Genomic DNA, 26,724 nt, shown 5'->3' on the forward strand with positions numbered 1-26,724 from the left:
CCGTGGCCGAGCAGGACAAGCAACCCGCAGCGGAAGCCGACCGGGCCGATCGCCGGTCGCGACTCGATACCGTCCTGGCCGCGCTCGCCGCGCTGGTCTGCTTCTTCGCCGCGACCACGCTGCGCGATCTGGGGCCGCGGTTCCTGCCGGGGGCGCCTATCCCGGCGCCGCCGGTGCCCGCGTGGGTGGAAGGGCGCGCGGCAGAGCTCACCGCCGCCGTGCGCGACGAGCAGGGGCGCCCGCTGAAGGACGCCACCGTGCGCGTCTTCGCGATGCGCGATGACCGAGCCTATTTCGCCGGCGAGCAGAAGACCGATCCCGCGGGCGAGGCTCGCTTCGCCGGGCTGCCGTCCGGGGAGGCCTGGATCATGGCGTACGGCGCGGAGCGGGCCCGGGCCTCGACCCGCGTCGCGCTCGAGCCAGGCCCCCGCGCCGTCGACCTCGTGCTGCGGCCCGCGAAGGTGCTGGACGTGCTGGTCGTCGACGAGGCCGAGCGCCCGATCGACGGCGCCGAGGTGACGGTCGCGACCGCCGATCCCCTCCCCTTCGTGGCGACCACCGCCGAGGGCGGCCGCGCGCGGTTCGATCGGCTCGGGGCGGCGCCCTACGTCGTCCGCGCGTCGGCGCTCGGCTTCGAGGACACCGTGCGGACGGGCATCGTGCCCGGGCCGGCGCCGCTCAGGCTCCGCATGGATCGGCTCGGCGCCCTCACGGTCCGCGTGGTGGATGCAGAGGGGCAGCCGGCCGACGGCGCGACCGTGCTCGCCGCCGGCACCGGACTCTGGCCAGCGCGCAGCACGACGACCGACGCGACGGGCGCCGCGAGGATCGCCGGGCTCCGCGACGGGGTGTACGACCTCAAGGCCCGGCGCGGCGCCGCCGTCAGCGCGACGGCGCTGGCCGTGCCCGTGAGGCGCGGCGAGGGCAAGGAGGTGAAGCTCGTGCTCGGGCCCGGCCGCCACGTGCGGCTCCTCGTGACCGACGGCGACGGCGAGGACGCGCCGGCCGTGAAGGGCGCGAACGTCGTGCTCGTCGAGCAGGGCCTGTCGGCGTTCCCGCTGCACGGCCGCACGGGCGACGACGGGTCCGTGACGCTCGGGCCCATCGCGCCCGGATACGCGAGCGCCTCGGCCCTGGCGGCCGGCTTCGTGCCGAGGAACGCGGTGCAGGTCGACGCAGGCGCCACCGAGGTGCGCATCCCCCTGCTCCGCGGCGGCGCGCTCGTGGGCGAGGTCGTCGACGACCGCGGCTACCCGGTCCCGGGCGCGACGATCGAGGTCGTGGGCGCCGACGCCGAGGGGATGCCCATCGACGAGACCACCGCGATGTCCGAGTTCAGGGAAGAGCAGTTCGAGCGCGCCCTGCCCGGCCCGGCGCCGCTGATCCCCGCGGGCGAGCTCGGGGTCATGCCGGGCCCCATCCCGGACCTGCCGCATGGCGATGCGGTCCTGCCGGGCGCCTCGGTGCGGTCGGGCGAGCCCTGGGTCACGCGCGCCGACGGCACGTTCCGGGCCGAGCCCGTCACCCCCGGGCGCGTCCACGCGATCGTCCGGCACCCGGAGTACGTCGAGACGCCCAGCGAGATCGTGACCCTGCAGCCGGGCGGCGAGGCCCACGTGCGCGTGGTGATGCGCCAGGGCGGCCTGCTCGAGGGCCGCGTCCTCGAGGAGGACCGCAAGCCGGTCGCCGGCGCGCGCGTGGAGCTGGCCGCGACCGCCGGCTCGCTCGAGCGGGTGACGTACTCCGCGGACGACGGCACGTTCGCCTTCGCCGCGGTCCCCGACGAGGTGCTCGTCTCCGTCTCCCGGGCCGAGTCGCCGGGCGACGTCGTGGCGCGGCTCGTCGTCGAGGTCCCGGAGCGCGACCGCAAGGAGATCGAGGTCGTCCTCCCGAAGGTGCGCGAGGCGGTGGCCATCCACGTCACCGACGATCGCGGCTACCCGCTCGATCGCGCGGAGGTGCGCGTGCTCTCGCTCGACGTGGCCGTTCCGCTCCGCAAGACGCTGTTCACGGACGACGACGGCGACGCGCTGCTGCCCGACGCCGCCGGCTTGCCGCTCCGGGTAAGCCTTGTGCGCTCCGGCAAGTCCCCGCGCGTCGAGCAGGTCGACGCCGCGCCGAAGGAGCTGCGGCTCGAGATGGGCGCCGCCCTCAAGGCCACCGGCACGGTGACCGGGCGCGGCGGGCGGGAGCGGATCGAGGGCGCGCGGGTCACGCTGTTCTCGACGACCGGGCCGCGCCGCGCCACGAGCGACGCGGAGGGCGCCTTCACGCTCGCCGACCTCGCGCCGGGCCAGTTCCGCGTGACGGTGAGCCGCGACGGGTACGCGCCGGCGACGCTGCGGGTCACGATCGCCGGCGATCCCGATCGCCCGACGGACCTCGGGCGCATCGACCTGTCCGAGGCGGGAGAGGTCGCCGGCCAGGTCGTCGATCAGCGCGGCGACGCGGTGGTGGGGGCCCGCGTGGCGCGCGACCGCGTGCCGACGTACCTGCCGCTCGGCCCGCTGCCGCCGGGCGTCGTGACCACCGACCGCGACGGGCGATTCCAGCTCGGCGGGCTGCCCGAGGGCACGGCGGTCATCGAGGCGTACAGCGCGGATCTCGGGCGCGCCGAGTCGCAGCCGGTGCAGGTCCGGGCCGGCAGGACGACCGAGCGCGTGAGGATCGCGCTGCCGGGAGACGGCGCGCGGCAAGACCCGAAGGGCGCAGGGAGCCTGGCGGTGACGCTCGGCGAGGAGCGGAGGACCGTGACCGTGGTCTCGGTGCCCCCGGGGAGCGAGGCCGAGGAAGCCGGCATCGAGCCCGGCGATCGGCTCCTGTCCGTGAACGGCGTCGACGTGCGCTCCATCGAGGAAGTGCGGCGGCGCCTCACCGGGCCGCTATCGGAGGACGTCGTGGTGCTGCTCGCGCGGGACGGCGATCGCGGCGAGGCGCGGTGGCTCACGCGTGTGCGGAGGGAGCGGGTGCGGCGATAGCCGGCCGGGCGCCCGCGGCGCCGGCCGAGCTCAGTTCTTCGCCTTCGTCAGCACGATGCTGCGGCCGTCGCCGATCTCCCAGCGCAGCGTCTGATCCGCGGTGAAGCGGAACGCCGCCTCGTCGAGCCCGCCCTCGGGGCGGAGGAACGCGACGGTCACCTGATCGCCGTCCGCCTTCGTCACCTTGAAGGTGCCGCTGCGCGGGGTCTCCGCGGGCACGGTCACCGTCACCTTGCTGCCGTTGAACTCGAGCGCCGTTCCCTTCACCCATCCGGTTGCCTTGGTGAGCTGATCCACAGGGGCGTTCTCGATGGCATCGCCATACCAGCGCCCCTGCAGACGATCGCGAGGGGTCTTCGAGCAGCCCACCACGGCGGTCGTCGCCATCGCCAGGGCCAGAGCGGTCTTGATGCGGTTCTGCATGGGCCTTCCTTCGGAGCCTCGAGGGGTCCTGATTTGGAAAATCCTACGAAGAGCGGAATGGATAGGCCAACAATGTAGGATATTTCTGCACACTTACACAGGGTCGCAGGGCCTGGCGAGGGGGTGGGCGCCGCCGCTTCTGGGGAGGGCGAGTTCGCGCTAGGGTTCCGCCCTGAGGAGCCGCGCGGAAGACGCGCGTTTCCGCGGCGCGACGACCTTGAGCACGCTGTTTCACGAGAAGCGCCTCGTCCCTCTCGAGCGGACGCGGCTCCTGAGATCCATCGTCGAGCGCGCGGCCGATCGGTCGGAGGGGCCTCCCGTGATCGTCTTCGATCTGGACGGCACCCTCATGGACAACCGGCCGCGGGTGGTCGCGATCCTCCACGAGCTGGCGGAGGAGTGGCGCCGCAAGCACCCGCACGCCGCCGGCCTCCTGGAGCGCGCGTCGCCCGACGGCATCGTGTACGGGTTCCAGGACAACCTGCGGCGGCTCGGCATCGACGACGAGGCGCTCCACCTGCACGCGTTCGATTTCTGGCGGGCCCGCTTCTTCAACGATCCGCACATCCGGCACGACGTCGAGGTGCCGGGCGCGAGCCAGTACGCGCGCGACTGCCACGCGGCGGGGGCGACCCTCGTGTACCTCACCGGCCGCGACCTGCCGAACATGGCGCTCGGCTCGTTCGCGAGCCTGCGCGATCTCGGCTTCCCCATCGGGATCATCGGCACGGAGCTCGTCGTGAAGCCGAGGTTCGAGATGCCCGACACCGAGTTCAAGCGGAGCGTCGCGCCGCAGCTCTCGCGGCTCGGGCAGGTCATCGCGGTGTTCGACAACGAGGCGGCCAACTGCAACCTGCTCGTGGGCTGCCATCCCCGCTGCACCGCGGTCTTCCTGGACACGCAGTGCGCGCCCGACCCGCCGCCGCTCGACGCGCGCGTGCAGGTGATCCACACGTTCGAGCGGGAGCCGTGATCGCCGCGCGCGTCGCCGCGGCCTTCCTGCTGCTCGCCGTCGCCGGGTGCGAGCGGTCGCGCCATGCGCCCGTCGATCCCGTGGAGGCCGGGGCGAGCCCGAACGCGAAAATCCTCCCCGCGCCGCTCGCGAACGAGACGCCGGACCTGCTCGACGCCTCCGTCGCCGAGGCGACCGCGAAGATCATCGCCGACGACTACGGCCGGCTCATCATGTCCGAGGCGAGCCCGCAGTCGCCGCTGCCGCTCTCGCCCGCCACCCCCCTGCCGGACGACGCGCTCTCGCCGCGCGAGCTCCCCGGCGTCACGCTCGAGGCGGCCTTTCGCTTCCGCGACGTGCCGCAGCCTCCCAAGGCGCCCGAGGTGGCGTCCTCCGGGATCCACGCGGCGCAGAAGCTCACCGAGCTGACGTGGAAGGTCGAGCTCGCGGAGACGGGCCGGATGCGGGTCCAGGTCACGTCGCGGGCGCTCCCGCTGCCCGCGGGCTCCGAGCTCCGCGCGCGCCATGACGTGTACGGCGAGGTGCTGCTCTGGCCGTCCCTGACCCAGTACCGGGTCGTGCCGCCGGGGGCGCTCCGCACGCTCCTCGGCGAGCGGCGCGTCGACGTGACGCCGCTGTCGACGGGCTCGACGCGCCCGGTCGGCGACGGCAAGCGGCTCGATCTCGACGTCCGCAAGGTCGAGGTGCACGGGAGCCTCGGCGCGCTGTACGTCGAGCTCGGCAGGGTCCCCGAGGCCGGCGACGGGGGGCCGCTGCTCTGCCGGGCGCTGCTGGAGATCCTCGGCGTGGATCCGAAGTCGCCCGAGTGCGTGGCCGGCGAGGTGCCGCTCTACGCGAGTTATGCCTGGCAAGGGGGCGGCGGCGTCGCGTTCGAGGTCACGTCGATCGCCCGGCGAACGGACCTGATCTCGACCGACATGCTCATGCCGCCCCCGAGCGCCGCGTACGCCGCCGCCGGGCTCCCGTCGGCGCAGGGCGGCGTCTTCCTGACGCGCGACGAGCTCGCGGCCATCCGAGAAGAGCCGCTCCAGCTGCCCGCGAGCGTCGACCCGGGCGCGCCCGGCGAAGGGTTCGTCGCGGTCAACCAGACCGACGCGCTGCTCTACCTGCTCGTCGACGGCATCCCCGCGGTCGCCGTTCCTCCGACGAGCGAGCGCTACGTGATCGGGCCCCTGCGCGGGCGCTACGTCGTCCAGTGGCGCACGTTCCTCGGCGAGCGCATCGAGCCGCCGCAGACGGTCGAGATGCCGGCGCGCATCGTGCGCAGCGGGGCCGAGGCGGCGGACGGCGGCTGAAGCGGGGCGGCGGACGGCGGCGGAAGCGGGGCGGCGTCCCCTGCCCTAGCGATCGGCCGCCGTCTCGGGGCTCGCCAGGAGCTGGACGATGTCGTCCGGGATCCGCGTCAGCGTCAGGTTCGAGCCCAGGCACGCGAGGAGGATGTCGCCGTCGCAGATCACGTCCTCGCCCCGGAGGATCCGGTAGCTGAAGCGCGCGGTGACCCGCTGGACCTCGCGGCAGGTCGTCTCGACCACGAGCTCGTCGCCGAACCGCGCGGCCTGGCGGTACTTGATCCGCAGCTCCGCGACGGCGAGGTGAAGGTCGCGCCGCACCATCTCCTCGTAGGAGAGGCCGCGGCGCTTCAGCCAGTCGATGCGGCCAGCCTCCAGGTAGATGACGTAGTTCGCGTGGTGGACGATGCCCATGAGATCCGTCTCGCAGAAGCGGACGGCCAGGGGCGTGCGCGAGGTGAGGTGCGGGGGCGCGTCGGGCAGAGAAGGGAGCGGCATCGCGGGCGGCGCAGAGACTAACCCAGTTTCGACCCGGGCAGCAGCAGAGCGACCGCGCGACATCCTCCGCACGACATGGGATCGCGGCGCGCGGCGACGGCGGGCCCGCCTCGGCGCTGGTGGCGCGGGCGCCGCGATGTTAGCGGGCGGCATGGCGAATGTCCGGACGCTCCTGTCCGCCGAACAGATCGGCGCTCGCGTGCGCGACCTCGGCGCGCAGATCACCCGGGACTACGCGGAGCGCCGGCTCGTGCTCGTCTCCGTGCTCAAGGGGAGCTTCGTGTTCACCGCCGACATCGCGCGCCACATCGACCTCCCGGTGCGCATCGAGTTCCTCGGCGTGCGCAGCTACGGCGAGGGCACGGCCTCGACCGGCGTCGTGCAGATCACGCAGGACCTCACCCGCCCGATCGAGGGTGAAGACATCCTCCTGATCGAGGACATCGTGGATACGGGCCTCACGATCTCGCACCTGCTCCAGCTCTTCCGCACGAGGATGCCGAACAGCGTCAAGGTCTGCGCGCTCCTGCACAAGCCGGCGCGCGCGCGGGTCGAGGTGCCGATCGACTACCTGGGCTTCACGATCGAGGACAAATTCGTGGTCGGCTACGGGCTCGACTGGGCCGAGCGCTATCGGAACCTGCCGTTCATCGGGGTTGTGGAGGCGACGTGAGCAAGCGGCTGCTGATGCTCGAGAAGATGACCCGCGACGGGTCGAAGGATCCATTCCACTGGTACGCGCTCGCGCTGGAGTACGCGGGGCAGGGCCGCCACGACGACGCGCTCGCCACGTTCGTCGCGCTCCGGGCGATGGATCCGGCGTACGTGCCGATGTACCTCATGTGCGGGACGACGCTGGTGAAGGCGGGCCGCCTCGACGAGGGGCGCGCCTGGCTGGCCGACGGCATCGGGGTCGCGCGCAGCAAGGGAGATCAGCACGCGCTGAGCGAGCTCCAGCAGGCGCTCGCCGGCGCGGGCGGCGGCGACGACGACGACGCGTGATGCCCTGACGGCTGGGCCGGCGCCGCGCCTCAGCCGCCCTCGCCCTCCCCCTCGCCCCGGATCCGGCGGAGGCGCTCGCCGATGGTCCGCTCGTAGCCGCGGTCGGTCGGCTCGTAGAACCGGCTGCCCGCGAGCGGCTCGGGGAGGTAGGCCTCGCCCAGCGCGACGCCGCCCGGCTCGTCGTGCGCGTAGCGGTATCCCTCGCCGTAGCCCTCGTCGCGCATCAGCCGCGTGACCGCGTTGCGCAGCGTGAGCGGGACCGGGAGCGCGCCGTGCTCGCGCACGGCGGCCTGCGCCGACTGCCAGGCGGTCTTGCAGGCGTTCGATTTGGGGGCCGTGGCGAGGTAGAGCGCCGCCTGCGTGAGCGGGTAGAGCCCCTCCGGCATCCCCATGCGACGGAACGCGGCGTCGGCAGCGACGGCGATCTCCAGCGCGCGCGGGTCGGCGTTGCCGATGTCCTCGGAGGCGAAGATCATCATCCGGCGCAGCAGGAAGAGCGGGTCGTCGCCGGCCTCGATCATGCGCATCAGCCAGTAGATGGCGGCGTCGGGATCGGAGCCGCGCATCGACTTGATGAAGGCGCTGATGACGTTGTAGTGCTCCTCGCCGGCCTTGTCGTAGAGCAGCGTCTTGTGCTCGCTCGTGCCGGCGATGAGCTCGCGCGTGATCGTGGTGGCGCCCGCGCGCGCCGCCTCGTCCGCGGCGATCTCCAGCGTGGTGAGCGCCCTGCGCGCGTCGCCCTGCGCGAGCGCCGCGATCGCCGAGAGCGCGTCGTCGTCGGCGGCGATCGCGCCGGCGAGCCCGGCGGGCGACTCGAGGGCGCGGCGCAGGAGCTCGACGAGCTCCGAGGCGCCGAGGCCCTGGAGCCGGAAGACCTTGCAACGGGAGAGGAGCGGCGCGTTGACCGCGAACGAGGGGTTCTCGGTGGTCGCCCCGATGAGCGTGATCGTCCCGTCCTCAACGTGCGGGAGGAAGGCGTCCTGCTGGGCCTTGTTGAAGCGGTGGATCTCGTCGACGAACAGGATCGTCCGCTTGCCCTCGTAAGACCGCGCGGTGCGCGCCTGGGCGAGGATCTCGCGGAGCTCCGGCACGCCGCCCAGCACGGCGTTGAAGGGGACGAAGCGGGCGTTCGTCGTGTGCGCGACGACGCGCGCCAGCGTGGTCTTTCCGGCGCCCGGAGGGCCCCACAGGATCATGGAGGGGATCCGGTCGGCGGCGATCGCGCGCGCGAGCAGCTTGCCCTCGCCGAGGAGGTGGCCCTGGCCGATCATGTCCTCGAGCGAGCGCGGGCGCATGCGCTCGGCGAGGGGCACCGTGCCCCTGAGCTCGGGCTCCCGCTGCCGGGCGGCGTCGAAGAGCGTCGGCTCGTCGCCCGCGGGCCGCCGTCGCGCGCCGCCGCCGCCCCGGGGCGCGCTCATTCGAAGACCGACCGCGCCCCCGCGGGGCGCTCCGAGAGGAGGACCTCGACGGCGCGGCGCGCGCTCGCCGGATCGTGGCCGACCCAGCGCACGGTGCCCGCGGCGTCGACAACGAACGTGAGGGGGACCTGCGCGACGCCGTAGGTCCCGGTGAGCCGCTGATCGAGATCCGCGACGATGGGAAACGTCGCACCGAGCTCGTAGGCGGCGGCCTCCGCGGCGGCCTCCGAGTCGTCGACGTTCACGCCGATCACGGCCACCCCGTCCGCCTTGCGCTCGCGCCAGAGCCGGTCGAGCGCCGGCATGGTCCGGCTGCACGACGCGCACCAGGACGCCCAGAAGTCGATCACGGTGACCCGCGTCCTCCGCGTGCCGGGCACGCCGACGGTGACCGCCGCCGTGGACTCTGCGTGGAACTCCGGCGCGGCGCTGCCGACGAGCGGGTGGCGCACCGACGCGGGCATCGCGCCCGGCCCGCACCCGAGCACGAGCAGCGCGCACGTGGCCAGCGTGGCGCCGCGCGCGGCGCCGCCGGCGGGGATGGCCGAGCCGAGGCGCGACGCGGCGGACCTCGCCGTCATCCGCGGGCTCCGAAGATGGCGGTGCCGACGCGGACCCACGTCGCGCCTTCCGCGATGGCTGCCTCGAAATCGTGCGACATGCCCATCGAGAGCTCGGGCAGCACGGCCCGACCGCCGTGCGCGTCGCGCAGGGCGCGCAGCTGCGCGAAGAACGGCCGGACGTCGTTCGGGTCCTCGAGGAACGGCGCGATGGTCATGAGGCCGATCGGCCGCAGGTGGGCGCACCTGGCGATCGCGCCGAGGAGCGGCGCGAAATCGCCGGGGGCGCAGCCGCCCTTCGAGGCTTCGCCGCCGACGTTCACCTCGAGCAGGACGTCGAGGGTGCGATTGAGCGCGGCCGCGCGCCGATCGAGCTCCACGGCGAGCTCCTCCCTGTCGACCGACTGCACGACGTGCGCCGCGCGCGCGACGAGCTTCGCTTTGTTCCTCTGGAGCTGGCCGATGGCGTGCCACACGAGCCCGTCGAGATCGGCGAGCGCCTCGGCCTTTTCGACGAGCTCCTGCGCGTAGTTCTCGCCGAAATCGCGCTGCCCGGCGGCGTAGGCGGCGCGGATGTCCTCGGCGGACTTCCCCTTGGACACGGCGATGAGCCGGACCTCCTCTGGCCCGCGCCCTGCCCGCGCGACGGCGCTCGCGATCCGGCGCCGCACCTCTTCGAGCCGCGACGCGACGTTCCCCAGGTCTTCCGAAATCACGCCGCACGATACCGCGAGCTGCCGCCGTGGACACCAGGGGGGACGCCCTGCAGCGGACGGGTCCGCGCAGGTCGTGGCGCGGAGGGAAGTGTCGGATCCCTCCGCCCGAGCGGCGTGCCAGAGTGTGCCTGAGCACCGCGTCGACAGCGAAGCGATCGAGGTGCTTTTCGGCTATTTTCACGTGGCATGCTGATTGCCATACTCGGCGCACCCGCCATGCGAAGCCTGCTGTTCCTCGCCCTGCTCCTCGCGGTTGGATGCTCGTTCAACCCGCAGCCTGAACCGCCGTTCCAGGATCCCTCTACGACGGCATCGTCGACGACCGGCGCAGCGGTCGGCAGCTCAGGTTCGGGTGGCACGGGCGCCGGCAACGCGGCGGCAGGGACCAGCACTGGCAGCGGGGAAGGCGCGGGCGGTGGCGATGGGGGCGCAGCGGGCGGCGCGGGCGCTCAGGGCGGTGCTGGAGGGGGCGAGGGTGGCGCGGGCGGTCAGGGCGGCGCGGGCGGTCAGGGCGGCGCGGGCGGTCAGGGCGGCGCGGGCGGCGAGCCCTGCGGTGTCGGGGGCGCTGGAGGCGCTGGAGGCGCTGGAGCGGTGGAATGCGGCTGAACGAGCACGCGGCCCGGGTGTGACGGCGGCGTCGACCCGGCGGTAAAAGCGAGCGAGAAGCAGCCGACGGATCGCGCTCGACGCAGCAGCGTTCCCGCGGACGAGAGCGCCGCGCAAGCGGGCGGGGAGATGCGCAGGGTGCTATGAGGAGGGAGCTTATGCGCCAGCTTGTCGTCCTTGTGTTCGGGGTCGTCCTCGCGGGCTGTGTCTTCAATCCACAACCGGAGCCTCCCGCTGAGGGGGGCATCGGGTGCGATTGCGACGACCTCGGCGCGACCGGCGCAGGAGGGGGCGTCGCCGCCGGTGATCCAGGACAAGAGGAAGGCGCGGGCGGCGGCGGCTTGCTGCCAGACGCGGCCGGTTCGAGCGGCGCCGGTCCAACCGGGTCCAGTGCGAGCACCGGGTCCAGTGCGAGCACCGGGTCCAGTGCGAGCACCGGGTCCGGTGCTAGCACCGGCTCAACCAGCACTGGGGGCGAACCGACCAGCCCAACCGGCAGCGGCGGTGCGGGCGGCGCGGGTGGCAAAACCAACGACGGTGGTGCGGGCGACGCAGGCGGCGAAGCCGGCGCCGGTGGCGAAGCCGGCAGCGGTGGTGCAGGTGGCGCGGGTGGCGAAGCCGGCGGCGGTGGAGCGATCGGTCCAGACGGCGGATGAGGCGACGGATGGGCCCGGCGCCCGCCGGCAGAGCGCTCGACGTCGGCTGACGCGGCGGCGCCGGCTCAGATCGCCGGTCGCCGTGGCCGCGCGTACTCGTCGAGCATGTTCGCTACCAGCTCGGCGAGCAGGCTGTCCGCCACGCGAAGGCGGCGCGACATCTCGCGCGCGATGTTCAGCACCAGCAGCGTGTACGATTTGAGATCGCGCCGGTAGAGCGTGTCGAGATCGTGCGCGGTGACACGCAGCAAGCGCGATGGTGCGATCGCCCGGACGGTCGCCGAGCGGGGCATCACGTCGAGGATCGACATCTCGCCGAACCAGTCGTTCGGCCCGAGGATCGCGACGCGCGCCTCGACGTCGCGCTTCGACCGCTTGAGCACTTCCATCTCCCCCGAGAGCAGCACGAACATCTCGCGGCCGCTGTCGCCCTCGCGAAAGGCGACGGCTCCCGGCTCCAGATCGAGCAGCTCCAGCGTGTCGGCGAGGCCCTGGAGGACGTGATCGCCCAGGCCTCCGAACAGCCCGATCTCGCGCAGCTGCGTGATCAGCGCAGGGGGATGACTCACCTGGATGCACCGAGGGCGCCCGCGGCGACCGTCCTGCCGGCTGACCCGACAACGCCTACCACCACGTCGCGAACATGCCCGCCTTCTCGCATCGCTCCACCTCGCGGTTCCGAGGAGATGTACCCCGTCGAGAGCGTACGCCGCAACACGAGCGTGCTCCGCGCGATCTGCACCAGAGGCCGCACTAGAGGTCCTTGGTGAACACGATCCGCGGACGCCCAGGCCCGGCGTAGTCCTCGACCTCGGCCGCCGACCAGCCGACCGCGGCGTGGAAGCGCACGGAGCCCTCGTTGCCCAGCGTCGTGATCGCCTTGAGCTGCCGGCAGCCCTCGCGGCGGCAGTCCTCCTCGAACGCCGCGTAGAGCATCCTGCCGACCCCGCGGCGGCGATAGTCCGGGTGAATGCCGACGAGGTGCACGTACCCGACCGCCGCGTCCGGGCACCTGAACCCGAGCAGGAAGCCGACGAGCAGCCCGCGATCCTCGACCACGCGCGCGAGCCTGCCGAGCTCGTAGAAGAAGATCGGGTGCGCGAGCGCGCTGGTTGGGCCTGCCCACCACCGATCGATCTCGCCCACGATCCGGTCGTAGTCGGGCTTCGTCAGCGGCCGTGTCTCCATGCATCACCTCACTCGAACGGTTCGGATCCCCTGCCCTCGATCTGCCGCGTCCGCGCACACGACACGAACGCGTCGCGAAGACCCTACGCAGCCTAGCAGCCGCGCCGGCCTCCCCGTAAGCGCGCTCGTGGGATGCTCGGCTAGCCGCCGCGCGTCACGCCTGCTAGCGCTACCCTGTGCGTCACGAGAAAATCATCGTCGCTCCGTCGATCCTGTCGGCTGACTTCGGTCGTCTCGCCGAGGAAGTACGGGCCGCTGAGGCCGCCGGCGCCGACTGGATCCACGTCGACGTGATGGATGGCCGGTTTGTGCCAAACATCACGATCGGGCCGCTCGTGGTTCGCGCGGTCCGCGCCGCGACGCGTCTTCCCCTCGATGTCCACCTGATGATCGTCGAGCCCGAGCGCTACGTCGCGGAATTCGCGGCCGCCGGCGCCAATCGCATCTCGGTCCACGTCGAGGCGTCGCCTCACCTGCACCGGACGCTCCAGCAGATCAGGGATGCAGGCGCGAGCCCGGGCGTCGTGCTGAACCCCCACACGCCGGAGGAGTCGATCCGGCACGTGATGGCGGATATCGGTCTGGTGCTGGTGATGAGCGTCAACCCCGGGTTCGGCGGCCAGCGGTTCATCCCGGAGGCGCTCACGAAGCTGCGGAGCCTGCGCCGGACGATCGACCAGGCAGGCCTGGACATCGCGCTCGAGGTCGACGGCGGCGTCGCCCCGTCGACCGCCGGGCAGGTCATCGCCGCAGGGGCACGGGCGCTCGTCGCGGGCTCGGCGGTGTTCGGCGCCGTGGCGCCGGGAGAGGATCTGCCGTTCGACGCGCGCGTGGCGCGTTATGCCGAGGCGATCCGCACGCTCCGCGCGCCCGCCGGGGAGCCGTCGTGACCCGGCGCGTCGAGGACGCTGCCGCGGCGGGCCAGGGGCGCTGCGAGATGGGCGCGGCGCGCGCGACATGCGCGGCATGCGCGACGTCGAAGCGCGGCCGCGGGCGCGGCGCGGCGCTCGTGGCGGCGGCGGGGCTTGCGGCGGCGCCGGTGGGGACGGGTGGGCTGGTCGGGTTGGTCGGGGTGGCTGTGCTCACCGGGTGCGCGCCGGCCGCCGCGCCTGCGGCGCCGCCGCGAGCGCAGGCCTCGGCTGCGGCGCTTCCTGCGGCGTCAGCCGCGCCTCGGCCGGCTGAGGGAGCAGGCCCGGTCGACGAGGGCGGGCTCGACGAGGACACGGCTCGCCTGAGCGACGGCGAGATCGCGCGCGTGCTCGCGCGCGTGGCGAAGGCGCGCGGCCTGCCGGTGCGCCGCGATGTGCGGAGCCGCGTGCTCGCCCGCGGGCAGATCCTGGAGCGGGTCCGCGCGCACGTGGAGCGAGAGATCCCCGAGGGTGTGCTCGATCACCAGCGCGAGGTGCTCGCGGCGCTCGAGCTCATTCCCGCCGATTACGACTTCACCGCCGGGATGTACCGCCTGCTCGAGGGCCGCATCGCGGGCTTCTACGAGCCGGAGGACGCGACGATGTACCTCGTCGATGACCTCAGCGAGGCCGAGGCCGAGGAGACGCTGGCGCACGAGCTCGTCCATGCGCTCCAGGACCAGAGCTTCTCGCTGGGGAGGCTGCTCGACTTCAAGCTCGGCGACAGCGATCGCCTGGCGGCCACACACGCGCTCGTCGAGGGCGAGGCGATGAGCGCGATGTTCGACGTGCTGGTCGGCTCGGCGTTCCAGGTCGATGAGTCGATGCTCCGGAAGCTCGTGGCGATGTCGACGGCGCTGTCGTCGGTGGGCGACACGCCGCTCGTGCTGCAGGAGTCGCTGGGCGCCCCGTACACCGACGGCTTCGCGTTCGTGCAGGCGCTGCGCCGGGACGGCGGGTGGGCTTCGGTGGATGCGGTCTGGCGCGCGCTGCCGGAGACCACCGAGCAGCTGCTCCACCCCGAGAAGCTCGCCGCGCGGGAGCCCGCCGTCGCGGTGGCGGTGCCGACGGCCGCGGCGCTCGGCCCGGGGTTCCGCGTCGTCTTCGACGACGTGATGGGCGAGCAGGCGCTGCGCATCGCGTTCGCGGCGTATGCTCACCGCGATGCGGCGATCGGCGCGGCGGCGGGGTGGGGAGGGGATCGGTTCGCGGTGGTGCGGAGGGATGACCCGGAGGACCCGTCGCGGAAGGAGTTTGCGCTCGCGTGGCGGCTGCGGTTCGACAGCGCGGGCGACGCGGCCGAGGCGGGGAAGGTGATCGAGCGGCGCTTCGGGAAGGCGTGCAGGAGGCGGCCGGCGCTCGGGCCCATCGCGTGGACGGCGCGAGGGAGCGATGTGGCGATCGTGGCAGGGCCGTACGCGAGGCGCGGGGCAAGCGGGGGAGGGGAGGTCAGCGCGGCGGGGACGTGCGCGGGGGCGGGGAAGTGGCTGGCGGAGGTGATGAAGGGCGGGGTGGGGGGGCAGGCAGCGGGGACGGCGGGGGCGGCGGGGGCAGCGGGGAGGGAGAAGTAGGGGCGAAGGGCGGTGGGGGCGGTGGGAGATGTCGGTGCGGGCGGAAGCGTCGGGGCCGGGGCTGGAGAGCCCAGGCGCTGCCCGGAGCAGGGCAGGGTAGGGGGCGGGTCTCAGGGCGGCGTTGACAGGGGGCGTTAGAAGAGGCAGAAAAGCGAGTCGTTCTGGATGTTTGGAGGAGTGGCCGAGCGGTCGAAGGCAGCGGTTTTGAAAACCGCCGTTGGGGCAACTCAACCAGGGGTTCGAATCCCTTCTCCTCCGCTGAAACCATTGAGGATTTCGTCGAGGAGCTCGGGCGCTCCCTGGTGAGCCTCGCGGGTCCATTCACACGCCATTCACACGGCGACGCCGAGGCTACGCCGACCGCCGTGTGAAGACCTGCACCGCGTCCTTCTTCAGGTTGTCGTTGGTGTGCGCGTAGCGCTGGGTGACCGAGAGGTGCAGGTGGCCGGCGAGCTGCTGCACGGTCGGAGCCGAGGCGCCGCCCTTGAAGCACTCCGTGATGAAGAAGTGCCGCAGAGCGTGGAGCCGGGTGGCCGGCACATGCGCCTTGACGAGCGCACGCTTGAAGGCGTGCCGCAGGCCGCCCTCGGTCCACGGCGTCCCCTTGCTCGAGGGAACCACCGGGGCCGTGGGCTTGTGCGGCTTCTTGCTGGCCTCGACGAGGATCTCCTTCAGCGCGGGCGCGATGGGGATGCCCCGCTCGTGCCCGGACTTCGGCGCGACCACCTGACCGCAGGTGATGGCCTGCCGAACGAGGAGCAGGTCGGTGCCCAGGTTCACGTCGCACCAGCGGAGGCCGCGCACCTCGCCGGCACGTAGGCCGGCGTAGGCTGCGAGCGCGATCGCAGGACGGACGTGCGGGTCCGCCGTGGCCACCACGGCGTCGACCATTGCGGGCGAGGGCGGCTCGTACACCCTCGACTTCACCCGGTTCAGCCTGGGGAAGTCCGGCTTCTTGTCGTGGTGGCCGAGCTCGACCGCGTTGCCGATGATCGTGCGCAGCGGGATGACGATGTTGTTCCGCGTCGACGCCGAGAGGTTCTCCCGCGCGAGCTCGAGGTCGAACGCCGTCACCACCGCCTTGTCGATCTTGCTGAGCGGCCACGATCCGAAGCGCGGCAGCAGGTACGCGTCGACGTTCTTCATGTACCCGATGTGCGTCGAGGGCTTGAGCTTCGGCGCGAGCGTCGCCTTGTACAGGTCGACGGCCTCGCCGAGGGTCATCTCGGGCTTCGGCAGCGTCGGCTCCGCCTCGCCCACCTGATCGGGGAGATAGCCCTTCTCCGCGATGGTCACGAGCAGCCGCCGCTCTTCCTTCCGCGCACCGTCGGCGGTCTGCAGGGTAGCGTTCCTGAAGTACCGCTTCTTCTCGCCGGTGCGCGCGTCCTTGTACGAAAAGTCAATGATCCAGGGGCCCTCGGGGCGCCGGTGGTCTCGCCGCACGGTCATGCCGGTCAGCTCCTTTCCGGCCGGACCGCGTGCCTGGGACGAGGCGAAGAAGTAGCACAGGGGGCACCGTGGTTCTTGTCGTCGCTCCCGGTGTCGGCGAGCCACGCGGCGCTGAGCTTCACGCGCCAGCGGCCCGCGAACTTGCGGGCGCGGACGCCGTCGATGTTCGCCTCAAGCGCCCCGTCGGGGCCGCGGACGACATGGCGTTCGATGCTCCGGCGGAGCGCGTCGGGCGACTTGCCGAGGAACTCCGCCGCGGTCCTAATGCAGACCCAGCCCCGCAGCCCCGGGAGGGTGCTGGCGGACGAGTTGTCGCTCATGGGGACCTCCGCGAGCCCATCGAGCGCTCCGTCTGGCGCGCCATGACCGGGGCATCTCCCGGCGGCGCCGCGCTGCCGGCGAGGTGGATCGCGTCCTTGGGCTCCTCGCTCTTAGCGCGGAGGTTTGGCGAGGCGAGGCCGGCGCGCACGAGAGCGATGGTGCCGCGGCGGACGCCGAGACCGGCGAGAGCCCGGCCCAGCGCCTGGCGTGACACGTTCAGCTCGGCCAGGACGGCGCGCTCGCCGAGCTCCTCGATGAGGGCGTGCAGCGTACGCCGTTCCTCGGCCGAAAGGCCGATATCCTTTGCCCCTTGGCTCATGCTCTCGAAGCTAGCGACCGGGGGTTCGCGAGCTACGGAACAGTCCGCGTGCGAACTGTTCCGTGAGATGCCACACAGATCTCGGCAGGGCTTACTCAGGCTCGTCGCCCGCGTCGTCCTCTCCGTCGGAGGGCGGTGCGCTCACGTAACCCGAGTTCACCCTCTTCAGACGTAGCGGCGCCCGCTCCGCTGCCCTCGCCATCCGCCGCAACTCCTGCTCGATCGCACCGCCGACGGTCATGCCAGTCGTGAAGTCGACCTCCTCGCCGTCGGTCATCAGGATGCTCAGAATCGCGAGCTCGCGGTTCGAGAGCTCCCGGCTGTAGGGGAGATCCTCGGGCAGCTTCCCGAACGCGTTCGGCTTGGCGAAGTTCATGGTCCAGGCGAGCCAGTGCCGCCTGTCGGGCGGCCTCTCATAGTCCTCCCGGACATCGTTCATGAGCGACTGGAGGAAGTGGCGACGCTGCTTCACGAGCTTGTTGACCCTGTAAGCATAGAAGAGCCCGTAGTCCGGCCGCCTCGACTCGATCCCAGCGCTCTCGAAGAACTTCAGGGCCTTGGCCGCGGCCTTCCGGAACTCGTACATCACGCTCCAGGCTTCCGCCTCGACCTTCCATCGCTGGGTGAGGGCCTCGACGCGAGCCACGCGACCGGCGTTCCAGGGATGACCGAACGCCCTCTCGTACTCGCTCTCGCACTGCGGAAGGAGCTGCGCGAGGAGCTTCTCCTTGTTGGAGAACCGCTCCCGCCTGTTCTTCCGTGTGGCTCGCTTCGGGCTCATCGTGCTTGAGCCGTAGCTTACGCGCGGCCGCCCCTTGATGGCTCCCGTTCGGGCGTCGGTCTCGTGGACCTTGCGAGCTGTGCTGCCGCGTACGGGCGTGGCACGATCCGGGGCTTCAGCGACCGCGATCTCGTCGCGCTCAGGCAAACGACGGGCATGCTCGACACCGATCACCGGCGCGGGCAGTTCATGCGCAACTTCCGTGCGTGCGGCGCGGGCGGGGGATGCCGCAAGCAACGGCAACCAAGCGGCGAACCGTCCGTGTCCTGCCGGGATGCTGTGGGTCAGTCCGGTGACCGGGGGGTCATCGATCAGCAGAGCGCTCTTTCGGCGAACTCACCGGGCACACACGCCCCACGCTACAGCACTCGGTTCCGATGATGACGGCGACGTGGCGACCCGGGGCCCCGGATCCTGCTCTCGGGATTCAACCCCCGGACGATCGTGCGTTTTACCGAGCCAACCATGTAAGTATTGGTAATGAATGGATTTTTCGCTGAAGAAGCGCAGGCGGCCGTCGAGCGTCTGGTGAGCACCTCCATTCACCGTCCCTATGGTGGCATCGGGCATCGGCAGTTTTTCTTGCCGTTCGCCGACCACCAAAACGCGACCACGAGCGGTTTCCCCTCGGCTCCACGGCCCGGCTCTACGTCCCGTACCTCGCTGCGCTGGCGGGAGATGAATCGCTGTAACGGCAGGTAACCACTGCGAAAAATCCTCACGGCGGCCTCGCACTTTGGCCGACGAACCTTGGCCCATGACGGAGGTGCTCGCCTTCGCCGACGGGTGGGCCGCTGAAGGATTTTGGAGTGGGCACCCGGCTCGACCTGTCGAGCATCCCTTCGTCTTCCTGGCCCGACAGGGCAAGGAAGCGGGATGGCTCCGATGTTCGCACGTGCACTGCTGCGTCCGCTTGCTGCTGGAGGTGCTCGCGGCGTTGACCCCCCACCCTGCAAGTGGCGTTTCAGCAGATCGAGGATCTGCGGGGTAGGCCGAGGGCTTGAGGCTCGTGGGACGCCCGATCCTGGCACTGCTGGCAGCGGCCGGAGGGACAACACCGGCCATCACCCGTCTACGCCACCTCAAGGAGCTCGGTGCGAAGGCCATCCTACCGGTTCCAGCGGGGCACCCGAAGAACATGCCGACCCGATCATGGCCATTTTGGCGGAGCACATGATCACAGGCACGAAGAGGTACCCTCGGCGACGATCGGAGCCGAGCCCGACGTCAAGTCGACATCAGGAAGGTACGGCAATGACGCGACGGACGTTATGCCGCAGACGACCACCAACTCGGCCGAGGATGTCGAGCTCAACAACTCCAGGTAGACACGACCTCGGTGGTAGTGCTTTCCATATCGTTTGATATGTGGTTGGCTATCTAGCCACCTGCCAGTACGCGAAGGAGGACATCATGACGGACATCAAGATGGATAGGACGATCAAGATGCCGCCGAGCCAGCCCACGAGGGACAACGACGCGCTGACGAGAGCCGCCCAGCTGACGCTCACGGACAACGACGCGCTGACGAGAGCCGCCCAGCTGACTCTCGGGGACGACGCCCTCAGCGAGGGGGCGCGGCGGATGAACGAACTCGGGGGCGGCTCGCTCAGGGCCGGCCCGAGCGATGCCATCCCGCCTCGCTGCATGGCATGGCCGATGGCGTGAGAACCGCCGCTCGTCCGGGCGCGCTGCTGCTGGTCGCTCCCGCTTCTTCCGCGTCCGACGAGGCGCTTGAGATCTTGAACAGGTGCGCGGACGCCGCCGAGAAGGTCCACGGCACGGGCAAGTACGCCCGGACGCCATGACTGTGCACCGGCACGCACCTCACGCGCTTCTCGCATGAGCCGGACGCCACCGCCGGGGGTGCCGTGGAAGTCAAGCCCACACAGCGTGATGGCTCACGCCCTGACCTGAACCATCCCAAGCGGGTGCAGTGGCATCGTCTTGGCCATGATGTCGAAGCCTTGCTCTCGAGTCAAAATGGACCAACATGCCCGGCACCGTCGCACACGGGGAGCCGACCACGATCACCTCCGCGGGATTGACGCCGGCTACAACCTCGCCGGCTGCCGACCCCTTTGCCCAGCGGCCGGAAGAGGCCAGGGCACTGCTGCTCGCCTCGGCCCCTCGCCCGAGCGTCGTGGAGATCCTCCTGTACGACGTCGGACATCCGGAGATGAGCGCTGAGGCGCTCGACGAGGGGTCTCCCTCGTTTTAGCCTCCAGCATGTTTCAACGTGTCCTGAGCGTCTCCACGCAGGATGCCGTTTCGCGGCCCCGACCCGAGCGGTGGAGAGCGGCCGAGATCCGCGTGCCCGCTGTCGCGCAGGCGATTCGGGGCTAGAGGAACGGGCATGGGCCCGTCCCGCGGCATCACGCCGCCCGCCGGCCCCGCCGGATCGACATGCCCTTGGTGCTGGAGGTGGGGGCCTGCGACTTGTTGAACCGGCCACGCACCCTCGGTCGGACGCCGCTGTCCGGTTGCACCTCCTCGTGTATCGTCGTGGGCTTCAACTGCCGGCGACGAACGGCACACGTCAGGCCGGTGTGCCTGGCCAGGTCCTCGCCGAGCTCCTTGATTCGCCGGCAGATGGCGAACGTCGACGAGCCGAGCTCGTTGGCGATTTCACCAAGATCGAACCCCGCGGCGCGCAGCTCGAGCATCCGCCGGTCGTCCGCGGGGCGCTCCGCGAGCCAGGCGATGAGGTTGATCGCGGACAGGATCCGCTGTGTGGGGTTGTTGCTGGTCGCTTCGGCGAGGCCGAAGCCGACCGGCGCCTCGTCCTCGTCGGGGCCGCGATGCTCATCCTCGGCGGCGAAGTCGCCGAAGCGCAGCATCTCGACACGCCCGTGCATGAAGTTGCGCGGGTCGAAGACGTCGCGCTTCCGCTGGTACCCGTCGCAGGGAACGTAGTACCGGCTCGCGTCCGTCGCCCGCAGGCCGCAGGAGTGGATCAAGATCACATCGTCGAGCAGCTCGCCGCGCTCGGCGTAGCGCTCGTACATGGCCCAGGTCTGCGCGATCGCGTCTTGCAGTCGGACTTCACGGACCTGCTCCGGAAGAAGTCGGGCGACGGGGTTGAAGATGCCGCGCTTGATCTTGTCCTCGAAGGCACGGTGCAGATCGGTCGGGATGTTCATGGTCACGGTGGCCCTCCGTACGGCGCGCAAACGGAGGCCCGTGGCCCACGTGACGCGCGAGAAGTGCCCGGCGCGGGGCGCGGTCGACCGGTTCAGCGAGAACGAGGGGAGCCCTTCCTTCTCTTATCCCCGCGGGATGCGGCTCCTTGCCCCCACAGAGCGCGGTGGACGACCTCGGTCATTCTTGACCGAAGTGCCCCTGCCGACCGCGTGCACCTGGACGCCGACTTCGAGAGGGATCGTTCGTCTACAACCTGCGTCTCGGGCTCGTGTTCCGGTAGCCCCGCGCAGCCTGGGTCCGTATATTTCTTCCCCTCGTATGGCACGGGTTCACACGTTGGCGGAGTTGCTCGACGACCCGTCGGCCGAGCTGGCCGACATCGCGAGCGAGCGGTGGTCGATCGCTGGGTTCGAGCAGTTAGTGATCGACACTCGGGAGCGGTTGCAGAGCGCGGGGATCGAGCGCCTGCGCCTCTTGCGCCGTCGTCTGGCCGCCATCTTCTTCCCGAGCCTCGACCTTGTCGCGTCACGCGATCCGTCGAGCGCAACGGCAATCGATGTGGCAACCGCGCCCGATCCGCGCTTGGCGCCGAGTGTCCTCATTCCGCTGTGGTTCGAGCTCTACGTGCTCGTGGCCCCTCCGGTCGCGATGAGCACGCCGCAGCTTGAGCGTTATTCGGCGCACTCCGCTATCGTCCTCGCGGGAATGGCTCGGCACCGCGCCTTCCGCCCGCTCGGCGCTGAGTTGTTGCAGCGCGTCGCCGCAATCTATCGCAAGGCATGCGCGCTCGTGACTGCCCAGATGACGATCGATGCCGCCTTGCGCCTCGTGTCAGACGATCCGAAGCATCCCGACAACCTGGAGGCGCGCGTCCTTCTGCTGGAGGCTTTCTACGATAATCTCTGCGCGGCTGACGATGAGACGCCGCCCCTCAAGGACGAGCTCCGGGAAAGCATCGCGGTGGCGCGACTCAAGTTCCTGGACGAGGAACTGGGACCGGCGATTGAGGAGCGCGACATTGCGAAGAACACGAGCGATCGCGAGAAGAAGCGGTCGCGCGCCGCGCTTGAGCATCGGCGACTGACGTGGCAAGCGAGCCGCGCCGCGGCGCGGCGAGAGATCGTCGGCGACCGGGACGAGAAGTGGTGCGCGCTCACGCATGTCTACGACGAAGTTGGCGAGCCCGAAAACGCGGCGGGAGCGCTCTCGGTGCTGATCGACGACGCGCTCGACATCATCGAGCGGCGTCCGACCGAACGAGAGAACTTGCGCGGCATGCTGGGTCAAGTCGCCGAGGAACTCGCCGCAAGGCTCGTGAACATCCGGTACGAGAGCGCACGCGACCGCCGTCAGCTTCTTCGTCGCGTCGCGGAGGCGTATGCCGTCGCTGAACCATCACGCGCTTTTCCGTTCGTCGACGAGGCTCTTACCTCGATCCAACAAGACCTCAAGGATGCTCGAGGAGACGTCTTTTCCCGGAGCATCGTGCTCTCGGACGCCGACGACTGGCTCGGCGTGCTCCTCGGGCTCGAGTTCCCACCGGCGGACGCCTTCGCACGCGCCTACGAGGCACTGCGCGGGCGCCCACTTGAGCAGCTCGCGCGACACCCAGGTACAAGCGTGATCCGCTGGCACGTGACGCGGCGTGGTTCTGCTGGCGGCGTGTCGTCGGAAGATCACCCGGAGGCTACGTGGAGCATCTGCCAAGAAGCCCACCAGCTGGCGCGCACGCTCGATCTAATTCGTGCACTGACCTTCAAGGACGTCGAAACGTTCCGGAAGACAAAGCGAGCGCCGCAGAGCGCTGACACCTGGAAGGAGCTGATTGACCGCCTCGTCGGGCAACTGGCCATTACCCCGCTGGCGCGACGCGGGGCTCCAGCGACAGGGCGATGGATCATCGAGACGGACGGACTGGGGGTGCATGTCCCGCTCGCGGGCGCACTGCTCAAGGCGTCACAAGACGCCAAGGCTATCGCGATGGCGAAGCTGGGTAAGGTGTCCGAAGGTCAGCCGCCGACGCCCGAAACGGCGCGTGCAGTGGTCATCAACGCCTTCACCCCTGGTGAATCCCTTCATGGTGAGGTTGAGCGCTACGCGAAACGGCTGGGTACGACCAGTATTCAGGCAAGAACTGCCGAGGAGGTCCGAGGTGCTCTGGCTGACGCTGATGCGAGCCTCGTAGTCTTCGGGTGCCATGGCAGCCAGAGTTCAATCACGGGGCCGCTGGTCCTCCAACTGCCTGCTGGCGCCGCCCCCGCGGAGGATGTTTTCAAGGGGCTACGGCTGCGGGGGCATGCAACCGTCGTCGCGGTCACCTGCTTCGCCGCGGCTGGTGCTTCTTCCGGCGAGAGCGAGTGGAGTTCTCTTCCGGAACTCATGCTTCGTGCCGGCGCACGCGCGGTGGTCGCCAATCGTTGGCATGCGTGGTTCGAGGTCGACTGGCATGCCTTTCAGGCGCTTTTGGAAGGCCTCCTTCGAGCATCGGTTGCCCCCACTGCATGGCCTGCCGTGGAAGCAGCGACCGCATTCATGTCCCGCGTTTGCCGGATCTCTGCCGACCCCCGCCAGTGGTGCGGCTGGGCGACGTGGACGCGACGGGAGTACCTCGTCTAGACCAGCGAGGCAGGCGGAAGTTTCAGCCGTTGAGGTGAGCGTATCCACCTCGGCGCCTCGATGCACGTTCGGGTGCCTCAGCGTCGCGCCTGGCCCGGATGAGCCCGATGCCAGGCTTCCAGCACCGCCGATGTGTCGGCGTCGGCACCCTTCACCACGGCCCTCGTGAGGCGGTGCAGGTACTTCGCCGCGACGGTCGAGTAGCGATCGGCCAGCGCCTCGAACTCCGTGGTCAGGCGCTCGAAGGCTTGCAGCAAAGGCTCTGGCGCCTGGCCGACGTGGATCCAGCGCGGCGACGGCGACGCTGTCGGCGTGCTCGTCGACGCGGGCACCGGCGTCCTCGCCTGGGCGGGCCTCCTCTTCGTCGATCCGCGCGGCGCCCTCTTCTTCCGCGGCGTGGAGAGCCGCTTCTGGAGCGCGGCGTCGACCCGCCGCTTCGCGTCCTCCATGACGGCCTGCTCCGCCGCCGTGTCCTTGCCCGCCGTGAGCGCCTTCAGTGCGGCGCTGACCTCGGGAGCGCGCTGGGCCGTGCGCACGATGTCGGCCGCTGGGTTCAGCTTGATCTTTCCGGCATCGACCGCCTGGTGCAATGCCGCGGTCGAGATCGGGGAGTAGAAGACCACCTGCCGTGCGGTCACCGCGCTCGCCGAGGTCCCGGTCTCGGCCGCGACCTTGTTCCGCATCGCGGTCGGCTTGCCGGAGGCGTCGGCCGGCGTGGGGGCGGAACCTTGGTTATTCTTGACCGAGGTGACCAGGTCGGTCCGCCTCCCCCGGCCCACCTTGAGCGCCTCGCTGAGCTGCCTCTCGAGCTCGGCCCTCTGCCGGGGCGTCAGCTTGCGCCCATGCTGGTCGCCGTGGTTGTCGAGGAGCATGACCAGATGCTCGTCGGCGGCGTTGAGACCGTCGTGCATGACAACGGGAACCTCCCGGAGCCCTCCCTCGAGGGCCGCGCGATGGCGGCGATGCCCGCCGAGGATGGTGCCGGGCGCGGAGGCGCATCGCTCTCCCGCCACGAGCAGCGGGCGCTGAACACCGTGCTTGCGGACGTGCTGCAGGAGTGCGTCGTACCTGTCCTGGTTCTCGGACTCAGGCGGGAAGAGCTCGCGGTTCCTGTGGTGAGGGCGGAGCGAGCGCGGGGCCACGACCTTTATGTGCACCGACATGCCTCGAAGGCGGGCGCCCAAAGGCATGACGGTCGATGGGGTCGCAATGACGGCGCTCTTCTTCTCGTGGTTCGCGGGCGCGGTGGTCGGTGCGGACCGTTGCGCGTTGGGCGCGGCGATTGCGATGAGCCCTCGATCGCGGTGCTCGACGGCAGCGAGCAGACTGCGCATCGCGGCATCCAGCTTCTGGTAGGCAACCTGGCGGGCGTCGGTGAAAGGATCGCGCTGGCTCTCGTTCCATTCCAGGAGGGCATCGTCGAAGGCCGCGAGTAGCGCCTGCTCCCGAGCGTCGCTCTGGTCGCGCATGGCTTGCACGGATTTTGTGCAGCCGAGCAAGACTGCCTTCGCCCCAGCTTGCGCCGCGAGCTCGGGGCTGATGGGTCGCGCGTTCTCGGGCTTCGGCGACGCCGAGGTGAGCACGCCCTGGTGGAGCGGCCCGCGCTCGATAAGCCCGGAGAGCTCCTCGATCGCCTCCAGCCGCCGCTCGTCGACGAAGTCCAGCTCGCGCGCCAGTTCGTCCTGGGGGCAACCTTGGTCTCGATCGAGCTCGAAGTCCGCCAAGGCTTGCAGGAACGCCGTGATTCGCGGCTGATCCGCATGGGGGACGGCGCTCAGCTTCCCATCCAGCGTCGCGCGGAGCGCCGCGCAGATCTCGTAGGACGCATGCGTCACCGGAAGCCTCCCTTCTGCGGTGCCGCCGCGGCCGTCGGGCGCGGCAGAACCAGTCGCTCGCGCAGCCACTCCTCCAGGTCGCTCCGGCGGAAGCGGACCAGGCGTGGCCCGAGCCGCAGGTGGGGGATCTGCCGGCGGCAGACCATCGCGCGTACGGTGCCCTGCGCGAGGCCGGTGAACGCGGCCGTCGCCGCGTAGTCCATCACGTTATCGTCGGCCATGCCTTCCTCCTCGGGCCGATGGCCCGGACGGCCGACGTTTCTCACGTTGCGAGCGCTGGCTTCCCGCAATGGGAGGGGTGTACGTTGCGGGAGCTGCGAGGAGGCAGGACGACCCAGGATGCGCAACGACCGTGGCTCGTCGATCAAGCCCGGGAGGGGCGGGACGGGCACCGCATCCCGGCGCGCGGATCACCGCGGGCAGCGTGGGCGCCAGGACGAGACCCGCGCGCTCTCCCAGGAGACGGTCGCGGAAGCCGCGATGGAGCTGCTCCGGATGGCGCTCGAGTACGAGCTGATCTCCGGGCCGAACGGGATGGCCGTGCAGGAAGAGCGCGATGCGCAGCGAACGGTTTGGTACACCTTGGGGACGCGAGAGGTCCTGCGCCGGCTGGTGAACGAGATCCTCCAGTACCGGGACAAGCGGTGGGATCTGGTCAGACAGATCCGAGCGGCCCAGGTGGCGCTGAACATTCGCGAGTTCATTAAGGACAAGGAGCAGGGCTCGGCAACGTTCAAGGACGAGCTTGCCAAGTACATCGAGCAGCAGTTCGAACTTGCGGGTCTCCCGATCGATGATGCACAGCGGCACGCGCTCGTAGAGGCCGCGATCACGAAGCTGCGAGGAACCGAAGGGCGGTTGGAGCACATCCTTGCTGCCATGGTGAAAGTGAAGGTGACCTCCGCCCGCGTTCGGACCATGCAGGGTCACGTGAGCGCCCTCAAAGGCCGGGAGCAGGCCCAGGGGACGGTGCGGTTGCCCAAGGAAGCGAGTCTTGTGTACGGCTACGATCCGCGCTCTCCCTTCCACCTGCTCGACTACGCGGTCCGTCACATGGACCAGGGCTTCTCCGGCGTCACCGAGATGTTCATGCACTGGGATGAGAAGGATCGTCGCGCGATGGTTGCGAAGTGGTTGCGCGAACTGGCGGACAGGCTCGTGGAGCCCCAGGCCGAGCCGATCGACCTGTGATCGCCCCGCAAGGGCACCATCGATCATTGCGGGAAGCGCGTCGGCGTTCAGCGCCACCCCGACCGCATGGGCAACGACCACCCACCGTTCCACCGCGGCTCCCGCCCGGGCACCGCTGCGGAGGTTGCTACCTCGGCCACGGGCAATACCGCGCCGGCGGTTCTCCCCGCCAGTAGCATTCTGCTCGACTGGAAGCGGCGAGACGCGGGCGACTTTGCCTGCGCTTTGCTCTTGCGCTCCTTGGGCTGCGTAACCGCAAGCTATAGCCCTTTGCTTTTATCG

At 70.6% G+C, this 26,724-nt stretch carries 26 protein-coding genes and 1 tRNA gene; 13 read left to right on the forward strand and 14 right to left on the reverse strand.

Translation table 11 applies throughout. The features are described 5' to 3' along the window. The first annotated feature begins 2 nt into the window (after positions 1-2). Positions 3-2,978 (forward strand): carboxypeptidase regulatory-like domain-containing protein, encoded by a 2,976-nt coding sequence (locus WMF19_RS45955; protein ID WP_437896132.1) that lies wholly within the window; start codon positions 3-5, stop codon positions 2,976-2,978. Positions 2,979-3,008: 30 nt separating this feature from the next. Here WMF19_RS45955 and WMF19_RS45960 read toward each other — a convergent pair whose 3' ends face one another. Beyond that, the gene (locus WMF19_RS45960) at positions 3,009-3,401 is read right to left on the reverse strand and encodes a hypothetical protein (RefSeq protein ID WP_437796397.1); all 393 of its coding nucleotides are present in this window, start codon (positions 3,399-3,401) and stop codon (positions 3,009-3,011) included. A 217-nt stretch (positions 3,402-3,618) separates the two neighbouring features. On the opposite strand from WMF19_RS45960, the gene WMF19_RS45965 reads away from it, so the two are divergent. Together WMF19_RS45965 and WMF19_RS45970 are read left to right on the forward strand one after the other, a co-directional pair. Further along, positions 3,619-4,374 (forward strand): HAD family hydrolase, encoded by a 756-nt coding sequence (locus tag WMF19_RS45965; RefSeq protein ID WP_437896133.1) that lies wholly within the window; start codon positions 3,619-3,621, stop codon positions 4,372-4,374. Then, positions 4,371-5,669: a hypothetical protein gene (locus WMF19_RS45970; RefSeq protein WP_437896134.1), complete on the forward strand. Its 1,299-nt coding sequence runs from the start codon at positions 4,371-4,373 to the stop codon at positions 5,667-5,669. Before WMF19_RS45965 ends, WMF19_RS45970 begins: the two co-directional genes overlap by 4 nt. 45 nt (positions 5,670-5,714) lie before the next feature. On the opposite strand, the gene WMF19_RS45975 is transcribed toward WMF19_RS45970, so the two are convergent. After that, positions 5,715-6,161 (reverse strand): acyl-CoA thioesterase, encoded by a 447-nt coding sequence (locus WMF19_RS45975; RefSeq protein ID WP_437325914.1) that lies wholly within the window; start codon positions 6,159-6,161, stop codon positions 5,715-5,717. Between the two features lie 151 nt (positions 6,162-6,312). On the opposite strand from WMF19_RS45975, the gene hpt reads away from it, so the two are divergent. Both hpt and WMF19_RS45985 read left to right on the forward strand, forming a co-directional pair. After that, on the forward strand, positions 6,313-6,834 hold the full coding sequence (gene hpt, locus WMF19_RS45980; RefSeq protein WP_157907284.1) for a hypoxanthine phosphoribosyltransferase: 522 nt from the start codon (positions 6,313-6,315) through the stop codon (positions 6,832-6,834). Further along, entirely contained in the window at positions 6,831-7,163 is a 333-nt protein-coding gene (locus WMF19_RS45985) for a tetratricopeptide repeat protein (protein WP_437896135.1), read from the forward strand. The genes hpt and WMF19_RS45985 overlap by 4 nt, the downstream gene beginning before the upstream one ends. Positions 7,164-7,192: 29 nt before the next feature. Here WMF19_RS45985 and WMF19_RS45990 read toward each other — a convergent pair whose 3' ends face one another. From WMF19_RS45990 to WMF19_RS46000, 3 genes are read right to left on the reverse strand one after another with little or no spacing between them, the layout of a single operon-like run. Further along, entirely contained in the window at positions 7,193-8,581 is a 1,389-nt protein-coding gene (locus WMF19_RS45990) for a replication-associated recombination protein A (RefSeq protein ID WP_437896136.1), read from the reverse strand. After that, complete coding sequence (locus tag WMF19_RS45995) at positions 8,578-9,162, reverse strand: redoxin domain-containing protein (protein WP_437896137.1); 585 nt, start codon at positions 9,160-9,162, stop codon at positions 8,578-8,580. Before WMF19_RS45995 ends, WMF19_RS45990 begins: the two co-directional genes overlap by 4 nt. Beyond that, a complete protein-coding gene (locus WMF19_RS46000) occupies positions 9,159-9,857 on the reverse strand; it encodes a YggS family pyridoxal phosphate-dependent enzyme (protein WP_437896138.1) in 699 nt (232 codons plus the stop codon). Before WMF19_RS46000 ends, WMF19_RS45995 begins: the two co-directional genes overlap by 4 nt. Positions 9,858-10,073: 216 nt before the next feature. Here WMF19_RS46000 and WMF19_RS46005 point away from each other — a divergent pair, with 216 nt between their 5' ends. After that, the gene (locus WMF19_RS46005) at positions 10,074-10,463 is read left to right on the forward strand and encodes a hypothetical protein (RefSeq protein ID WP_437896139.1); all 390 of its coding nucleotides are present in this window, start codon (positions 10,074-10,076) and stop codon (positions 10,461-10,463) included. 721 nt (positions 10,464-11,184) lie between these two features. On the opposite strand, the gene WMF19_RS46010 is transcribed toward WMF19_RS46005, so the two are convergent. Together WMF19_RS46010 and WMF19_RS46015 are read right to left on the reverse strand one after the other, a co-directional pair. Continuing rightward, a complete protein-coding gene (locus WMF19_RS46010; RefSeq protein ID WP_272101903.1) occupies positions 11,185-11,688 on the reverse strand; it encodes a cyclic nucleotide-binding domain-containing protein in 504 nt (167 codons plus the stop codon). Positions 11,689-11,872: 184 nt separating this feature from the next. Then, on the reverse strand, positions 11,873-12,307 hold the full coding sequence (locus WMF19_RS46015; RefSeq protein WP_012240797.1) for a GNAT family N-acetyltransferase: 435 nt from the start codon (positions 12,305-12,307) through the stop codon (positions 11,873-11,875). A 176-nt stretch (positions 12,308-12,483) separates the two neighbouring features. On the opposite strand from WMF19_RS46015, the gene rpe reads away from it, so the two are divergent. From rpe to WMF19_RS46030, 3 genes are all read left to right on the forward strand, one after another. Continuing rightward, complete coding sequence (gene rpe / locus WMF19_RS46020; protein WP_437896141.1) at positions 12,484-13,197, forward strand: ribulose-phosphate 3-epimerase; 714 nt, start codon at positions 12,484-12,486, stop codon at positions 13,195-13,197. Further along, positions 13,194-14,786: a hypothetical protein gene (locus tag WMF19_RS46025; protein WP_437896142.1), complete on the forward strand. Its 1,593-nt coding sequence runs from the start codon at positions 13,194-13,196 to the stop codon at positions 14,784-14,786. Before rpe ends, WMF19_RS46025 begins: the two co-directional genes overlap by 4 nt. Positions 14,787-14,957: 171 nt before the next feature. Then, positions 14,958-15,044: transfer RNA gene (locus WMF19_RS46030), tRNA-Ser, on the forward strand. A 93-nt stretch (positions 15,045-15,137) separates the two neighbouring features. Here WMF19_RS46030 and WMF19_RS46035 read toward each other — a convergent pair. The 4 genes from WMF19_RS46035 to WMF19_RS46050 all read right to left on the reverse strand — a co-directional run bounded on the left by WMF19_RS46035 (position 15,138) and on the right by WMF19_RS46050 (position 17,656). Further along, entirely contained in the window at positions 15,138-16,235 is a 1,098-nt protein-coding gene (locus WMF19_RS46035) for a tyrosine-type recombinase/integrase (protein ID WP_437896143.1), read from the reverse strand. 5 nt (positions 16,236-16,240) lie between these two features. Beyond that, on the reverse strand, positions 16,241-16,555 hold the full coding sequence (locus tag WMF19_RS46040; RefSeq protein ID WP_437896144.1) for a hypothetical protein: 315 nt from the start codon (positions 16,553-16,555) through the stop codon (positions 16,241-16,243). Continuing rightward, on the reverse strand, positions 16,552-16,875 hold the full coding sequence (locus WMF19_RS46045; RefSeq protein WP_437896145.1) for a hypothetical protein: 324 nt from the start codon (positions 16,873-16,875) through the stop codon (positions 16,552-16,554). The genes WMF19_RS46040 and WMF19_RS46045 overlap by 4 nt, the downstream gene beginning before the upstream one ends. Before the next feature lie 91 nt (positions 16,876-16,966). Further along, positions 16,967-17,656 (reverse strand): hypothetical protein, encoded by a 690-nt coding sequence (locus tag WMF19_RS46050; protein ID WP_437901791.1) that lies wholly within the window; start codon positions 17,654-17,656, stop codon positions 16,967-16,969. Between the two features lie 1,413 nt (positions 17,657-19,069). On the opposite strand from WMF19_RS46050, the gene WMF19_RS46055 reads away from it, so the two are divergent. Together WMF19_RS46055 and WMF19_RS46060 are read left to right on the forward strand one after the other, a co-directional pair. Continuing rightward, entirely contained in the window at positions 19,070-19,324 is a 255-nt protein-coding gene (locus tag WMF19_RS46055; RefSeq protein WP_437896146.1) for a hypothetical protein, read from the forward strand. Further along, a complete protein-coding gene (locus tag WMF19_RS46060; protein ID WP_437896147.1) occupies positions 19,321-19,464 on the forward strand; it encodes a hypothetical protein in 144 nt (47 codons plus the stop codon). Before WMF19_RS46055 ends, WMF19_RS46060 begins: the two co-directional genes overlap by 4 nt. Positions 19,465-20,031: 567 nt before the next feature. Here the strand turns inward: WMF19_RS46060 and WMF19_RS46065 are convergent. Continuing rightward, positions 20,032-20,805 carry a hypothetical protein gene (locus WMF19_RS46065; RefSeq protein WP_437896148.1) on the reverse strand — a complete coding sequence of 258 codons (774 nt, stop codon included), beginning with the start codon at positions 20,803-20,805 and terminating at the stop codon, positions 20,032-20,034. A gap of 331 nt (positions 20,806-21,136) precedes the next feature. On the opposite strand from WMF19_RS46065, the gene WMF19_RS46070 reads away from it, so the two are divergent. Then, a complete protein-coding gene (locus WMF19_RS46070) occupies positions 21,137-23,416 on the forward strand; it encodes a hypothetical protein (RefSeq protein WP_437896149.1) in 2,280 nt (759 codons plus the stop codon). Between the two features lie 77 nt (positions 23,417-23,493). On the opposite strand, the gene WMF19_RS46075 is transcribed toward WMF19_RS46070, so the two are convergent. Together WMF19_RS46075 and WMF19_RS46080 are read right to left on the reverse strand one after the other, a co-directional pair. After that, complete coding sequence (locus WMF19_RS46075; RefSeq protein ID WP_437896150.1) at positions 23,494-25,251, reverse strand: ParB N-terminal domain-containing protein; 1,758 nt, start codon at positions 25,249-25,251, stop codon at positions 23,494-23,496. Then, on the reverse strand, positions 25,248-25,472 hold the full coding sequence (locus tag WMF19_RS46080; protein WP_437896151.1) for a helix-turn-helix transcriptional regulator: 225 nt from the start codon (positions 25,470-25,472) through the stop codon (positions 25,248-25,250). The genes WMF19_RS46075 and WMF19_RS46080 overlap by 4 nt, the downstream gene beginning before the upstream one ends. A 118-nt stretch (positions 25,473-25,590) precedes the next feature. On the opposite strand from WMF19_RS46080, the gene WMF19_RS46085 reads away from it, so the two are divergent. After that, entirely contained in the window at positions 25,591-26,442 is an 852-nt protein-coding gene (locus tag WMF19_RS46085) for a hypothetical protein (RefSeq protein ID WP_437896152.1), read from the forward strand. The last annotated feature ends 282 nt before the right edge of the window (positions 26,443-26,724 follow it).

Origin of the sequence: Sorangium sp. So ce124 (assembly GCF_051525235.1) — a bacterium.
GTDB classification, from domain to species: domain Bacteria; phylum Myxococcota_A; class Polyangia; order Polyangiales; family Polyangiaceae; genus Sorangium; species Sorangium atrum.